Source organism: Trichocoleus sp. DQ-A3 (assembly GCF_039961975.1).
Taxonomy (GTDB): domain Bacteria; phylum Cyanobacteriota; class Cyanobacteriia; order Cyanobacteriales; family FACHB-T130; genus FACHB-T130.
Window position 1 is genome coordinate 169385 of sequence record NZ_JAMPKC010000008.1, and the last position, 13768, is coordinate 183152.

Genomic DNA, 13768 nt, shown 5'->3' on the forward strand with positions numbered 1-13768 from the left:
GTAACAAATAAGCTAAAAGTACAACTTACTTAATTATTCAGAAACTTTCTATATATCCCTATCGGCAGGAGTGTGAGAACACAGCATCCCTAAGAACAGACTCGATCGCGTGTCGCAGGGAACTGGAGTGAGATAAGCATTGGCGAATGCGAGTGTTGAGCCAAGCCCAACACTTCTCAATTCGATTGAGGTCAGGAGAATAGAGGGGCAAATACAACAGCCTCAAGCCAGCCTAATCAAGCAGTGGTGCAATGCGTCCGCCATGATGGAACGTCGCGTTATCAACAATTACCACCTGTCCCTCATGGTGAACCAGATGTGTGGTTTGATTGCAAGAATGCCATCAGCCTAAGAAACCGTCGGATCTGGACTTTGCTTTGCCCCAAGCTGCTTAACCCAAACTCAGGTTAAATTACCCTTCCCGGTAAAGCTTCGGTTCCGGTCTTTTTGGGAGTAGGATGCAGAAAAAACCTTTGGAAGGAGAAATCTCTGTGTCCTTCAGAAACCCTTTACCTAACTACATTAACGGCGAGTGGTGTGCTTCCCACGCCACCGAATACCTGGATGTGGTGAATCCCGCTACTGCCGAAGTCTTAACTCAGGTTCCCTTGTCACCTGCAAGCGATGTAGAGGCTGCTGCTGTTGCGGCTGCGGCTGCCTATCCGAACTGGCGACGCATCCCACCAACGGAACGAGTGCAATATTTATTTAAATTGAAATTTCTGTTAGAAGAACATTTAGATGAGTTATCTCGCATTGTGACGCTGGAATGCGGTAAGACGTTTGCTGAGTCAAAAGCAGAGTTACAACGGGCAATTGAGAATGTAGAAGTCGCTTGTGGAATTCCTATGTTGATGCAGGGTTACAACCTGGAAGATGTTGCCCGTGGGATTGACGAAATGATGATTCGTCAACCAGTGGGAGTGACCGCAATCATCGCGCCGTTTAATTTCCCTGGGATGATTCCTTTCTGGTTTTTGCCCTATGCGATCGCTTGTGGCAATACAACCATTCTTAAGCCTTCTGAAAAAGTCCCTTTGACGATGCAGAAGGTCTTTGAATTACTAGAAAAAACTGGATTGCCTAAAGGCGTCGTCAATTTGGTGAATGGGGCGAAGGAAGTAGTCGATGCAATCTTAGAACATCCCACAATCCGCGCCATTAGCTTTGTCGGTTCTTCACCCGTCGCCCAGTATGTATACAGTAAAGCCGCCGCCTTTGGGAAACGAGTGCAATGTCAGGGAGGCGCGAAAAATCCCATCATTGTCCTACCAGATGCGGATATGGAAATGACCACTCGCATTACCGCCGATAGTGCTTTTGGCTGTGCCGGACAACGCTGTTTAGCGGCTTCTGTGGCTGTGACGGTGGGAGAAGCACGGCACACTTTTACCGAAGCGATCGCAAATGCGGCACAAACACGAGTCGTTGGCTATGGCTTGGATGAGAATGTCCAAATGGGTCCTGTAATTACCCGTCAAAGCCAAGCTCGAATTGAGCAATTAATTCAACAAGGAGCTGATGAAGGTGCGACGGTATTAGTAGACGGACGCAGCGCTAAGATTCCCGGTTACGAACAGGGAAACTTTGTGCGACCGACAATCTTGCAAAATGTCAACCCAAAAAGCGAATTAGCTCGTACAGAAATCTTTGGTCCGGTGTTAGGAGTGATGCATCTAGAGACGATTGAGGATGCGATCGCACTAGTCAATAGCGGTCAGTGGGGAAATATGGCTTGTTTATTTACTAGCAGTGGTGCGGCGGCGCGGCAGTTTCGGTATGAAGCAGAAGCTGGCAATATTGGCATCAATATAGGAGTCGCTGCACCGATGGCGTTCTTTCCGTTTAGTGGTTGGAAAGACAGCTTCTACGGCGATTTACACGGTCAAGGGAAAGACGCTGTGCAGTTCTTTACCCAAACAAAAGTTGTAGTAGAACGCTGGCCTAAAACGTGGTCGCGTCAGTTTTAGTATCTAATGCAATACATTGTCTTTCACAATAAAAACCTTACCCCCCCAACTCCTCTCCTTCAAAGGAACGGCAAGCCGTAAAACCTTTAGCATTTTCCCCTCTCCGTTAACGGAGAGGGGTAGGGGTGAGGTTCTTTGGGATTTTATCGATTAAACCGCCACATCAGGACGGCGCAGTTGACGCCATAAGATTAATAACCCTAACGCGATCGCGAGTACAACCGCTGTCACAGCAATCAAAGCTTGACTGGCTTGACGCACCGCGATCGCCACAAATGCCCAGATAATCACGGAGGGATAGGCAATATCCGCCCGTTTTAGGGTAATTGTGGCAGCGATCGCTGCGGCGACAACCAGCAGAATTACCGTCCATATTTCAGGACTGATGCCCCCACCATTCCAACCCAAATAGTCAAGCGTACTCGCCACATTCACAATTGTCGCAACACTAATCCAGCCTAGATAGATGCTCAAGGGAATTTGAACTAACCATTTTTTTACCCTTGAAACTCGTTCTAAACTAATTCCCAAACGCAGATAAATCCCAATCAGGGGCACTAAAATGAACAGCATTGCCACAACTGAGAGTGTAAACAGTTGGTACTCGAAAAGAAACACCCAGGCGATTTGTGCAATACTCGCTAATACCAAAAAATACCCTTCCCGACGCAGATAGGGATTTTGTCTTTGAGCGGGTAGAACTTGATAGACTCCAAAACTAATCAAACCTAAATAAATAACTCCCCAAATCGCAAAAGCATAGTTAGCGGGGATAATGGGGACATCACTAAAGAACCGATTAGAAATTTCCCCAATTGTCAATCCATTGGGAGGAGCCACATTTGCATAGACATTAATCGCAAATGCGGCAAGAATAGCGATGAAATTCGCAACTGACCGGAGGAAATCTGAGTCGAAGCGCTGATTGACAGATTTCATATTGTTACCGCCTCTTTTTTAAGGCTTTGTTTGACAATTCAAAATAAAAAATTGTGGCACTGGTTTGCTAAAGAGTGAGAACTGGTCAAACCATTGCCAAATCTAGGTTAGACAAGTTCATCACGCTTTAAGGAACCAGTGCCACGAACGCACCAACCCGCTTAAGAGCATACCGGGTAAAGATAGTGATTTCTGCTAGCGATCGCTAAAAGACAGAATTTCTATTTCAAGCGTTCGTCATTACAGGACAAGTAACGTTCGTCCCGCCTAGTCCACAATACCCATTTGGGTTTTTGGCGAGGTACTGCTGATGATAGGCTTCTGCGTAATAGAACTCAGGAGCATCCAGAATCTCAGTGGAAATCTCCCCATACCCGGAGGCTTTCAGGGCTTGCTGATAAGCATCTCTGGATGCTTCAGCCAGCTTCTTCTGGCTGTCTGAATACGCATAAATTCCGGAACGGTATTGGGTGCCGACATCATTGCCTTGACGCATTCCTTGGGTAGGATTGTGGCTTTCCCAGAAGAGTTTCAGGAGTGTTTCGTAACTAATTTCTTTCGGGTCAAACACAACGAAAACTACTTCATTGTGTCCCGTCATGCCCGTACAAACCTCATGATAAGTAGGGTTTGGCGTGACTCCTGCTGCATAGCCAACTGCGGTGGTGAAAACTCCAGGTTGCTTCCAGAATATGCGCTCTGCTCCCCAGAAACACCCCAAGCCAAACATCGCCATCTCCATCCCATCGGGAAAAGGAGGTTTCAGCGGATTACCGTTTACGTAGTGAGTAGCGGGGACTTGCATGGGTTCTGCCCGTCCCGGCAATGCTTGCTCGATCGTGGGCAGACTTTGCTTTTTACCAAATCCGAATAGCGCCATTGATTCTGACTCTGTTTTCTGATAGACGTTTTAACCTTATTTCATATTGTAAAGATTTTGGCATCCCCTGAAGAGCGGGAAGGAGGTAGGGTTAGCCGGAACCTCACCCCCCAACCCCCTCGATCTTCACGGAGAGGCGGCTATTTCTTTGCCTTTTTGTTGTTGAGCTAAACGTTGAGCTAAACGGGGCTAGCTTCTCCTCTCCCTGCTTACGGGGTAAGGTCAAATAGGATGTATCGCTGCTTCCTAACCGTGGATGCTGCCATCAGGTAGGATGGCTCCTGCTAAGTTCGCTCCAGTCAGTTTAACCAGGACTCGGTCTTGCGACCCAACCTTAGCTCCCCTCAAATCAGCTCCCCTTAAATCGGCTCCACTGAGGTCGGCTCCAATTAAGTTAGCTTCTCGCAAGTTAGCGTTGTTTAGCTTCGCTTGCAACAGGTTGGCTCTAAACAGATTCGCTTTTTCCAGGTTGGCTCCCTGAAGATTCACTTTATGCAGGAAGGCATCGCTTAAGTTGGCGTTGCTGAGGTTGGCATTGCTCAAATTTCTTCCAGACAAGTCCTTTTCTTTGAGATTAGCTCCGCTCAAGTTGGCTCCGCTCAAGTCGGACTGCTGCTTAGGAGCCTGATGGTGAGATTGAGGGGGAGATTGAGGGGGAGATTGAGGGGGAGATTGATAGGAGTAACTAGATTGATAATAAGAACTCGGTGGATGAGCGCGATCGCGTGCCGGAGGTTCGGGATTTCGGTTCTTTTCGCCGGGTCGAACTGAGCGCAAGCGATCGCGTGCCTGATTAATCTCTTTCAGCTTTTCTTGAGCCTTTTGCTGTAACCGAGGATTATCTTTTGGGATGCGATCGGGGTGCCAAATAAAAGCCAAATCCCTATAAGCCTGGTTCACTTCATCAAGTGAGGCTCCAGGCTCTAATCCCAGCACTTTGTAGTATCGATCTAGATCGCTCATTATCACTACCCTAGCAGGCGTTGCCGGTTGAACGAATGCTTCTTTCGGAGTGAAGTAATGAGATCCCGAAACCTCTAGGGGCGATCGCGCTCCTGTTGGCTATCCCATCAAATCATCGCGGTTTGCAACGCTCTAGCACATCTTCAGCGATCTGCTGCCACTCTTGGTTTAGGTCTTCTTTAAACTCTGGTCGTCCGGTGCGCCGATACCAGTAAAGGGCATTGCTTTTGTCGCCTTCTTTTCGATGTAGGTAGGCGTGAACCCAAGCGCTGTCAGCATCACTGGCATTTTGCACAATTTGATGAGCTTTGTCCCAATCTCCTTTTTTGTCGTACCACAGTGCCTGCAATGCTTGAGGTAGAGACTCAGGACATCTTTCCTGTTCCATCAACTGTATAAATTCATCCAATCTCATCATCTGCTCTCGGATTGTTTAAGGAAAGGCACAGACTAAAAATGATTATAAAGATTTGGTCGAATCAACTAAGTAAGGACTTCCGTTTCAATACTTAGATTACTAAGAATTTCTGGTCGCTTGGGTTGCAATCGGTCAAAACCTGAACCGAAATGTATTGAGTCAAATCTGTAATCTGTGCTGGGGTGCCAGTGCTACTCGTTGGCGCTGACCTCCAGAGAGTTGAAAGGGATAGCGATCGCCCATTCCGTTCAATTGCACCAACTCTAGTAGTTGTTCTACTCGCGCTTGGGTTCTCACTTTCAGCGCATTGCGAATTTCTAGACCAAAGGCTCTCGCTCTCACGCACTTGAGCGTGAGAGCGAGTATAGTGCTGCAACACAAACCCGACCCGCCATCTTGGACACTTGTCAGCTAACTTCGTTAACCGCTTTGAAACTGCCGAACTGCTTGGATACGTTTTCAACAACAATTCTCACGGCAAGTGTCCCTTTCGATATAAACTACGGTTTATCGATTCCATTACCGTAGTTTGGCATTCCGCTTAATCATCTGAGTAAAAAAATATTAAAGAATTAGGGAACTAGCAAATGGCGAGGGGTTAAAGTTGCCAAGTCATCACAACTAACATCTCTCTAATGGAAGATTTGCAAAACGTTAGGCCTGCTGACTCGATATAAGGTGAGATTATTTGAGATTGAGTACATCTACGAAAGTTCGCTGATAGTTTAGTAAAGTTGCCATTTACCCCTCGACCATGAAAAAATTTAAAGCTCTTCCCAATGGCGGTAAACTAATTTTATTTCTATTGTTAGTCGTGATTTCCCTCACTCCTGTTGTGATTGTAGATGCTGGAGAACGGGGTGTATTAATGCAGTTTGGTAAGGTGCAGTCGAGAGTATTAGACGAAGGAATCCACTTCATTATTCCTATTGTTAATACCGTCCAAAAATTGAGTGTTCGAGTACAAAAACAGGAAAGTTCTGCTGAAGCTTCCTCGAAGGATCTTCAAGATGTTTTCACCGATGTAGCTCTCAACTGGCACATTATTCCAGAGGAAGCGAATGCTATTTATCAACAAATTGGGAACGAGAACCTAGTTATAGAAAAAATTATAAATCCAGCAGTAGAAGAAGTATTAAAAGCAGTAATGGCACAGTACACTGCTGAAGAAATTATTACAAAGCGAGGAGAAGTAAAAGCGGGCGTAGACGATTCATTAACTACACGACTGGCTAGCTATCACATTGGAGTTGATGATATCTCCCTAGTCCATGTCCACTTTTCCAAGCGATTTAGCGATGCTGTGGAGGCGAAACAGATTGCCGAACAGGACGCAAAACGTGCAGGCTTTATAACCTTAAAAACTTTACAACAGGCAGAAGCACAGGTTAATTTAGCCAGAGGAGAAGCAGAAGCGGATAGGGTGTTACGTGAAAATTTAACTCCAGAATTATTGCAAAGGCAAGCGATAGAGAAATGGGATGGGAAACTGCCGCTAATTGTCGAAGACTCTACAAAATTGTTGGATTTAAGTAAATTTGTAAAACATAACTAAAATTGATTAAAATATTGTAGATAGTGTTGTAAATACAGTTAACATCTGTTCAAAAGCAATTGAAACGCGAGTCTGAAACCGTTGTTGATGCTTCAGCTTCAAGACAGGCTGGACGATTTCCAGTTTCGTCTTCGCTCTTGTCCTATCATCTACAACTTTAACTGCGTGCAGTGTAGAGAGTTGTAGTTCTTTTTGCACCATCAATTCTGGAATCGCAGCTGCACCGACACCGCCTTCAACCACTGCCTTCACCATCTCGCTACTGTTCAATACTAAAACTACATTGAACTGGGTAGGAGCGATTCCCCAATTTTGCAAAGCTTGCTCAAACATTTGTTGCGCTCCGGAGCCTGGCTCTCGCATTACCCAACTGGTTGTAGAAAGTTCTGTTAGAGAAATCTCAGCAAGCTCAAACCAGGGGTGAGACTTTCCCACGACGATTTGTAAGCGATCGCTCCCTACTCTCTCTTGCTCTAAGCAACTCTGTAGGGATGGTTTCACTTCTCCTGTGATTAAACCTAAATCAAATAGTCCCGTTGCTGTCCCTTCGCAAATTTCTTCTGCATTGCCCAGAGTACAGTTAACAAAAATGCCAGGATATTGGGTTTTAAATTGACTAATTTTGTTGGGTAGCCAGTAGTTGCCAATCGTGAGACTCGCACCCAATTTCAACTCGCCCCGTTGTAAATTGTTTAATTCGCGCAAACCTCGCTCAGTCAAAGCCACCTGATCGAGAATCTTCTTTGCTTCCACCTGTAGCAGCTTTCCCGCCTCCGCGATCTCGATGTGGCGACCAACGCGATGGAACAGTTTCACGCTGTATTGCTGTTCCAAGCTTTGGATCGCGGCACTAACCGCAGGTTGGGTAATATATAGTTCTTCCGCCGCACGGGTAAAGTGCAGATGTTCTGCCACAGCTAGAAAAATTCGTAATTGTTCAAATGTCATCTCTACTTTTTAAGGCTCCTTAAGCACCTCTAGCTGTCTATATCAAGCTATCAATCACTTTAAGTTATCCTTTCAACAAAAAAAAGTATTTGCTTTTATTAATTTGGCTGCGTAGATTGAAAACATATATTCATTGCAATCAAGCCTTACCCAGACAAAGCCTAGCGGTTAGATTCGGCTAGCCGCACCGAATTGGCAAATCTGTATGAAGGGAGTCTCTAAATGACGAGTGAAAGACGACTAAATCAAAGCGATCGCGGCTTAAAGCCAAACTGTCTTCCCTTTGGAGAAGTTCTTGCTCAATCCTTTGCGGTCATTGCGCCCACAACAATACCCGCCTCAAATATAGGATTGATCGTCGTACTTTCCGGCAATGGCACCTGGCTAAGTTTTCTCATCGGCATGATTGGTTTAGTGCTGGTTAGTATTAACATCAATCAATTTGCCAGCCGCTCGGCTTCTCCCGGTTCGCTCTACTCTTACATCGTCAAAGGATTAGGCCCGACAGCAGGTGTAATTTGCGGTTGGAGTTTGGTTCTGGCTTACTTGTTTACAGGAATGTCAGTTTTGTGTGGCTTTGCCAACTTTAGCAGTATCTTGATTGGTCACTTGGGTATTCATCCCTCGACGATTACGCTGCTGGCACTCGGTGCAGGGGTTGCCTGGTATGCAGCATATAAAGATATCCAGCTATCAGCAATGGCGATGCTGTGGATGGAGGGAGCTTCCCTTGCCCTGATTGGCGTCTTAGGAATAATCATTTGGGCGCACAAAGGCTTTGCATTAGATATGTCCCAATTAACCTTGCAAGGCGTAACTCCAGGTAGCGTCGCAATGGGGCTTGTCCTAGTGATGTTTAGTTTCTCTGGCTTTGAAAGTGCTACATCTCTGGGTGATGAAGCAAAAGACCCCTTAAAAACGATCCCCAGAGCAGTTTTGGGGAGTACTACCCTGGCAGGTTTATTCTTCATTTCGATGACTTACATTGAAGTGCTGGGTTTTAGCGGAACTGGAGTTTCCATTACCACTACGGAAGAACCGCTGGGTTTTCTAGCGCAACAAGCGGGAGTAGGTTTTTTAGGAACCTTGGTCGCCTTCAGTGCCCTGTTTAGCTTCTTTGCCTGTGTCCTTGGTAGTATCAACCCAGCAGCCAGAGTATTTTTTACAATGGCACGTCACGGTTTATTTCCCTCTTCGTTGGGTTTATCTCACTCATCGAACCGGACACCCCACATTGCAGTGACATTGTGTTCGCTGATTGTATTTCTTGTGCCTGCTTCGATGTCCCTGTTTCATGTCAAGCTGTTTGACAGTATGGGTTACTTGGGAGCGATCTGTAGCTACGGGTTTTTAACGGTTTACACCTTGATTTCCATCGCTGCACCTGTTTACCTGCACAAGATTAGAAAGCTCCGTCTACATCATGTAGTGTTCTCTATTCTGGCAGTTGGGTTTATGATGATTCCCGTTCTTGGAAGCGTGGGGATTCCAGGTAGCAATCTTTTCCCAGTTCCAGAAGCGCCTTACGATGCGTTTCCTTACCTGTTTTTGATGTACCTGATGGTTACTTGCGGATGGTTTGTCATCCAAAGATTCCGCTCTCCAGAAATTGTCAGTTCAATGGAGCGGGGGATTGAAGAGATTCATGCCAAGTTTGCGACACCTAGTTCGGTGGTGATACCAGAGGCGATCGCAGATGATGAATTTTGAAGCTAGTTTGGACAACGCATCTACAAACCTTAAGGACACGCAAAAATGAGCGAAATAATCACGGCAATCCCCCTTGGATTCACTGCCTTCACAGCCACAAACCTTGATGACATCGTGATTTTGTTGCTGTTTTTCTCGCAAGTGAATGCGATATTCCGACGTCGCCACATTGTGGCTGGTCAGTATCTGGGTTTTGGTGCATTAGTCCTCGCTAGCCTTCCCAGTTTTTTTGGTACCCTAATATTGCCGCGCCCTTGGATTGGTTTGTTGGGCATTGCCCCAATTGCAATTGGAATTAGTCGCTTACTCAATCAAGACACCGATGAATCGGAAGGCGAGGAACAAGCAGAACCACCTGAGAAATCTTGGTTTACCAGTTTTTTATCTCCACAAACTTATAGCGTAGCAGCCGTTACATTTGCGAATGGGGGTGACAACATCGGTATCTATGTACCGTTGTTTGCGAGTAGTAGCTGGGAGGGTCTTCTGGCGATTCTGGGGGTATTCTTCTCGCTGGTGGGAGTTTGGTGCTACACCGCCTACCAATTAACCCGTTTACCGGCGATCGCTCAAACCCTGACTCGCTATGGCAATCAACTCGTTCCCTTTGTTTTAATTGGGTTGGGTGTTTTAATTCTAGTAGACAGTCACACACTGGAAAATCGTGGCTTGCTCGTACTGACTTTAGTCACAAGTTGTCTCTGTTTGCTGACTCTTGGCAAAAGTAACGATCAAGTGTCTGAGGCGGAAATTTGCTCAACGCCTGAAGTGGAGAAAAATTGAGGAGGTTGCGATCGCTGTGTCATGAGTTGGTTTGCACAAGCAATAATTGCCGGGGTCACATCCTTTGTGGCAACTAACATCGATGACATTGTGATCTTGATGCTATTCTTCGCCCAGGTAAATTCTACCTTCCGCACCAGACATATTGTTGTAGGTAAGTATCTTGGATTCACTGTATTAATTGTCGCCAGTCTTCCAGGTTTCTTTGGTGGCTTAATTCTGCCAAAAGCTTGGATTGGCTTACTAGGTCTGGTTCCCATTGTGATCGGAGTGAATCACTTAGTCAATTGGGAAAAAGATGAAAACGAAGTCCAGACAGTATCAGATGAATTCAATAGCTCAAAAGCTAGTTCCTCAGTGATGTCAACTCTCGCTAGTTTTCTTACTCCTCAGACTTATCACGTCGCAGCTGTTACATTTGCTAATGGCGGTGACAATATCGGGATATATGTACCGTTGTTCGCTAGTAGCAATCTGGCTAGTTTGGGAGTAATTTTAAGCGTATTTTTTGTGTTGGTTGGAGTTTGGTGTTATGTCGCCTACCAATTAACCCGCCATTCGGTTGTTGCTCACCTTTTCACTCGCTATGGTAAGAGAATCGTCCCATTTGTGTTAATTGGCTTAGGAATTTTTATTCTGGTTGAAAGCGGTAGCTATCAACTCTTACCGTCGTTCCAATAAGTATCAGTTTTAGCTTGGCAGACCATTTACCAGTGTCTGCAATTTAATAAAAACCTTTTTTGCTAAAGGTCTACCCTTAAAAATTTTCCAACCATAAACCCAAACATCGAGTTGGAAAAACTCGGAATCTCGCAAGGAGAAAGTTCATGAAACTGTTCAAAATCGCTCTGGTAGCATTAGTATTTCTGGTCAATTTGGCGATCGCTCAACCTTCTTTGGCAGACAGACCGAAACTTACCCTGAGTCCTGACTACACAGAGGTAACTCAATCTCTTGACAGCCTCTTAAAGGCAAAAGACGCACCGGATCAATCCGACTATACACCTGAGGAAATTCAGCAGAAACTCGGTGAGTTGCAACTGCAAAAATATATCTTAGAGACAGCGGCAGACTGGGGGCAGTGCCGCAATGAAACTGGGAAAACGTTAGCGGTCTATGCTCATAAACCCAATAAATCTAACTTTTCCGAAGCAAGTACTCTCTACTACTTGGGAAATGGCAAAGTCACGGACGATGATTGGAACTGTGATGGCGTTTACTTGCCAAGTGGTGTCAAAGTAGCTGGCTTAACTCCTGGTGACACCCAAGGACAAGATTTAGGGGAGCCTGTAGCTCTCAAAATAGTGCCTGGAACCCAATTAGTCGCTAAAACTAATCCAGAAACTGGTGCAGTTGAATTCAACGTTCCTGCTGCGAAAGTTTTCAAAGCAGGTGAGGGTACATGGTCTATTCCTAATTTGTCGTCAACAGATGTGGAAGCGCAAACTCCTAACGCACCAATCGAAGATTAAATTTTTCACGCCTGCGAAAGCACTTTAGGTGTTTTTCCTCTAAAGAGTAGCAGGATGACAGCCAGGGTATGAAAAGCTACCAAAAGTAAACGGTTGAACAGCTATCATACTCTGGCTAATAGACTTCATAAAATTTTTCGGAATATCGGGTTCCGGATCAAAGTGCTTCTGAAGGGAGAAAGCTTGTTTTGTTTGTACATCTAAACTGATAATTGAGGGTAGTATTTTGTGCAGCTATTGTTTATGTTTAAGCCGATAAATGGGAGTACAGAAAAATTAGAGACGCCGAAACGACGGACTTCTGAGCGAGTGCGGGATCATTTGGCAAACGAACGCACCTACTTAGCATGGATGCGGAGTGCGATCGCGCTAATGGGATTTGGCGTTCTGATCGTCCGCCTTCGTCTCCTCCGTCCACCCCTTGCGCCTCAACCCCCTGGGAATGGGTGGAAGTTAGGTTTAGTGTTTTCCTTAGTTGGTTTGGTAACGGTATTGCTGTCAACCCAGCACTACTTCGCTGTTCGACATGACATTGATGAGGATACATACGAACCTGCGGATCGCTGGGTAATTCTGTTTAGCCTTGCCGTACTCACCTTGGGAGCTGGGGTTATCTACTACGTCTTCACAGTTCCAGTTGAATCATTAAATGGTGTCATCCTTGATTAACTGAGATTTTATTTAAGTAACCCTGAAGAGAGCCTACCTTTAAAAGTCATTTTTAGAGGTTTTATAACGCATATAAACTCAGAAGTAATGCGTTATATCTGGCTACAGGCTACGCATATATGTTGCACCGTCAGTTATTTTTAAGATAGGCTGCAAGGTGTAAGTAATGCGCTTTTTATAAGCATTTTCGGATAATCTTTGCACTTCAACGCATAGGAAAGTAATGATTAAAGATTGGATATTTTGTGAGGAAAATAAGTTTGGATAAATCTACACTTAGTAATAGTAAATTGACAACCACTTGTTTAATTGTTGGTATAGAAATAATTATTGGTTTACTAAGTGGTCTAACTTTTATTGCACTTGGGGCAGGTGGAGGGTCTTGGATACTTGGGGGTATTGCTGCTGGTGCCTTGGTCTTTTATTTCTATCGTCGATATAACAATCAAGCTAAACCTAATCGCAACTCAAGGAAATTTGGACAAATTATTGTTGGTCTTACTGTAGGATTTTCTCTTAAGCAAAGTAATCTAATAACTATTTATTCCCAATTACATATCTTTCTATTTTTAGCATTATTTTTACTGTTTTGTGGTGGAATTATTGGTTATATATATTCACGCATTGAAAAAACAGATTTGCTAACTGCCATGCTTGCTACGGTTCCCGGAAATATAGGAATCATGGCAAGTATAGCAGCAGACTATGGTAGAAATATTTCACTTGTTTCTCTCGTTCAGTTAATACGCTTTACGGCAATTATTATTGTTATACCGCTTATTGCTAATGTTTCTAACGCACATGACATCAACGCGATAATTCATTCCGTTACTGAGAATTTATTTGTCATAAATTTCAACTACTTATTTTTACTATTTTTGTTACTATCTGTAACATTATTGACAGTTAAAATAGGCAGTTATCTGAAAATCCCTGTTGCTGGTTTCTTGTGTTCAATAATAGTCGGGGTTGCTTTTGATTCGTTGCTAGATTCACTGCCATTTTTATCTCATATCGATTTTAATCTACCCCCTTTATTTAATTTAATTGGTCAAATTCTACTGGGAATTACAATCGGCGAATATTGGGGAATGAACCCAAAGCTGGGAAAGCTTACAGTAGCGTATGCCTCGGTTCCTGTAGCCATGACCTTTTTGGCAGGATTCATCTCAGCAGGAATTGCTACGTTGATCTCGCCCTGGGACTGGCTAACGTGTTTGCTTGTAACATCTCCAGGTGGCTCGCCAGAAATGATATTAATCTCTCTAGCGTTGCATCACAATGTTGAGATTGTAACCGCAGGTCATCTAGTTCGGCTAATGACGATTAATCTGTGTCTTCCAGCTTTGGTGTCTTTCATTTGCTATCTAGAACGCCGTTCTACAAAAAATCAAGATGGCGCAGCAGATCAGCTTAAAACGATATCGCCCAAATCAGCAATGCCATAATTTCTTTACGATG

At 44.7% G+C, this 13768-nt stretch carries 13 protein-coding genes and 2 pseudogenes; 8 read left to right on the top strand and 7 right to left on the bottom strand.

The window, feature by feature from the left end; translation table 11 throughout:
* Window positions 1-58: 58 nt before the first annotated feature.
* Window positions 59-301: pseudogene (locus tag NDI44_RS14910) on the bottom strand (transposase); the annotation flags it as partial.
* Between the two features lie 157 nt (window positions 302-458).
* On the opposite strand from NDI44_RS14910, the gene NDI44_RS14915 reads away from it, so the two are divergent.
* Window positions 459-1970 carry a CoA-acylating methylmalonate-semialdehyde dehydrogenase gene (locus NDI44_RS14915; protein ID WP_190412250.1) on the top strand — a complete coding sequence of 504 codons (1512 nt, stop codon included), beginning with the start codon at window positions 459-461 and terminating at the stop codon, window positions 1968-1970.
* A 150-nt stretch (window positions 1971-2120) separates the two neighbouring features.
* Here NDI44_RS14915 and NDI44_RS14920 read toward each other — a convergent pair whose 3' ends face one another.
* The 5 genes and pseudogenes from NDI44_RS14920 to NDI44_RS14940 all read right to left on the bottom strand — a co-directional run.
* Entirely contained in the window at window positions 2121-2909 is a 789-nt protein-coding gene (locus NDI44_RS14920) for a tryptophan-rich sensory protein (RefSeq protein ID WP_190412251.1), read from the bottom strand.
* Between the two features lie 226 nt (window positions 2910-3135).
* Entirely contained in the window at window positions 3136-3789 is a 654-nt protein-coding gene (gene msrA, locus NDI44_RS14925) for a peptide-methionine (S)-S-oxide reductase MsrA (RefSeq protein ID WP_190412252.1), read from the bottom strand.
* A 246-nt stretch (window positions 3790-4035) separates the two neighbouring features.
* Window positions 4036-4752 (bottom strand): pentapeptide repeat-containing protein, encoded by a 717-nt coding sequence (locus NDI44_RS14930; protein ID WP_190412253.1) that lies wholly within the window; start codon window positions 4750-4752, stop codon window positions 4036-4038.
* 112 nt (window positions 4753-4864) lie between these two features.
* Window positions 4865-5167 carry a hypothetical protein gene (locus NDI44_RS14935; protein ID WP_190412293.1) on the bottom strand — a complete coding sequence of 101 codons (303 nt, stop codon included), beginning with the start codon at window positions 5165-5167 and terminating at the stop codon, window positions 4865-4867.
* Window positions 5168-5353: 186 nt separating this feature from the next.
* Window positions 5354-5558, bottom strand: a pseudogene (locus NDI44_RS14940) (ATP-binding cassette domain-containing protein); the annotation flags it as partial.
* Between the two features lie 366 nt (window positions 5559-5924).
* Between NDI44_RS14940 and NDI44_RS14945 the strand changes: the two are divergent.
* Window positions 5925-6725 carry a prohibitin family protein gene (locus NDI44_RS14945; RefSeq protein WP_190412255.1) on the top strand — a complete coding sequence of 267 codons (801 nt, stop codon included), beginning with the start codon at window positions 5925-5927 and terminating at the stop codon, window positions 6723-6725.
* 6 nt (window positions 6726-6731) lie between these two features.
* Here the strand turns inward: NDI44_RS14945 and NDI44_RS14950 are convergent, their stop codons facing one another.
* Complete coding sequence (locus NDI44_RS14950; protein WP_190412256.1) at window positions 6732-7673, bottom strand: LysR substrate-binding domain-containing protein; 942 nt, start codon at window positions 7671-7673, stop codon at window positions 6732-6734.
* A 222-nt stretch (window positions 7674-7895) separates the two neighbouring features.
* Between NDI44_RS14950 and NDI44_RS14955 the strand changes: the two genes are divergently transcribed.
* From NDI44_RS14955 to NDI44_RS14980, 6 genes are all read left to right on the top strand, one after another.
* Window positions 7896-9383, top strand: a complete 1488-nt coding sequence (locus tag NDI44_RS14955) for an APC family permease (RefSeq protein ID WP_190412257.1) — start codon at window positions 7896-7898, stop codon at window positions 9381-9383.
* A gap of 45 nt (window positions 9384-9428) precedes the next feature.
* Window positions 9429-10166: a cadmium resistance transporter gene (locus NDI44_RS14960; protein ID WP_190412258.1), complete on the top strand. Its 738-nt coding sequence runs from the start codon at window positions 9429-9431 to the stop codon at window positions 10164-10166.
* Window positions 10167-10187: 21 nt separating this feature from the next.
* On the top strand, window positions 10188-10847 hold the full coding sequence (locus tag NDI44_RS14965) for a cadmium resistance transporter (protein WP_190412259.1): 660 nt from the start codon (window positions 10188-10190) through the stop codon (window positions 10845-10847).
* A 146-nt stretch (window positions 10848-10993) separates the two neighbouring features.
* Window positions 10994-11638 carry a hypothetical protein gene (locus NDI44_RS14970; RefSeq protein ID WP_190412260.1) on the top strand — a complete coding sequence of 215 codons (645 nt, stop codon included), beginning with the start codon at window positions 10994-10996 and terminating at the stop codon, window positions 11636-11638.
* Window positions 11639-11881: 243 nt separating this feature from the next.
* On the top strand, window positions 11882-12307 hold the full coding sequence (locus tag NDI44_RS14975; RefSeq protein ID WP_190412261.1) for a DUF202 domain-containing protein: 426 nt from the start codon (window positions 11882-11884) through the stop codon (window positions 12305-12307).
* Between the two features lie 260 nt (window positions 12308-12567).
* Window positions 12568-13755 (top strand): AbrB family transcriptional regulator, encoded by a 1188-nt coding sequence (locus NDI44_RS14980; protein WP_190412262.1) that lies wholly within the window; start codon window positions 12568-12570, stop codon window positions 13753-13755.
* The last annotated feature ends 13 nt before the right edge of the window (window positions 13756-13768 follow it).

Bases quoted from the DNA above. Each gene is read 5' to 3' on its own strand.
- NDI44_RS14915 (WP_190412250.1), top strand. From the start codon at position 459: ATGCAGAAAAAACCTTTGGAAGGAGAAATCTCTGTGTCCTTCAGAAAC.
- NDI44_RS14920 (WP_190412251.1), bottom strand. From the start codon at position 2,909: ATGAAATCTGTCAATCAGCGCTTCGACTCAGATTTCCTCCGGTCAGTT.
- msrA (WP_190412252.1), bottom strand. From the start codon at position 3,789: ATGGCGCTATTCGGATTTGGTAAAAAGCAAAGTCTGCCCACGATCGAG.
- NDI44_RS14930 (WP_190412253.1), bottom strand. From the start codon at position 4,752: ATGAGCGATCTAGATCGATACTACAAAGTGCTGGGATTAGAGCCTGGA.
- NDI44_RS14935 (WP_190412293.1), bottom strand. From the start codon at position 5,167: ATGAGATTGGATGAATTTATACAGTTGATGGAACAGGAAAGATGTCCT.
- NDI44_RS14945 (WP_190412255.1), top strand. From the start codon at position 5,925: ATGAAAAAATTTAAAGCTCTTCCCAATGGCGGTAAACTAATTTTATTT.
- NDI44_RS14950 (WP_190412256.1), bottom strand. From the start codon at position 7,673: ATGACATTTGAACAATTACGAATTTTTCTAGCTGTGGCAGAACATCTG.
- NDI44_RS14955 (WP_190412257.1), top strand. From the start codon at position 7,896: ATGACGAGTGAAAGACGACTAAATCAAAGCGATCGCGGCTTAAAGCCA.
- NDI44_RS14960 (WP_190412258.1), top strand. From the start codon at position 9,429: ATGAGCGAAATAATCACGGCAATCCCCCTTGGATTCACTGCCTTCACA.
- NDI44_RS14965 (WP_190412259.1), top strand. From the start codon at position 10,188: ATGAGTTGGTTTGCACAAGCAATAATTGCCGGGGTCACATCCTTTGTG.
- NDI44_RS14970 (WP_190412260.1), top strand. From the start codon at position 10,994: ATGAAACTGTTCAAAATCGCTCTGGTAGCATTAGTATTTCTGGTCAAT.
- NDI44_RS14975 (WP_190412261.1), top strand. From the start codon at position 11,882: ATGTTTAAGCCGATAAATGGGAGTACAGAAAAATTAGAGACGCCGAAA.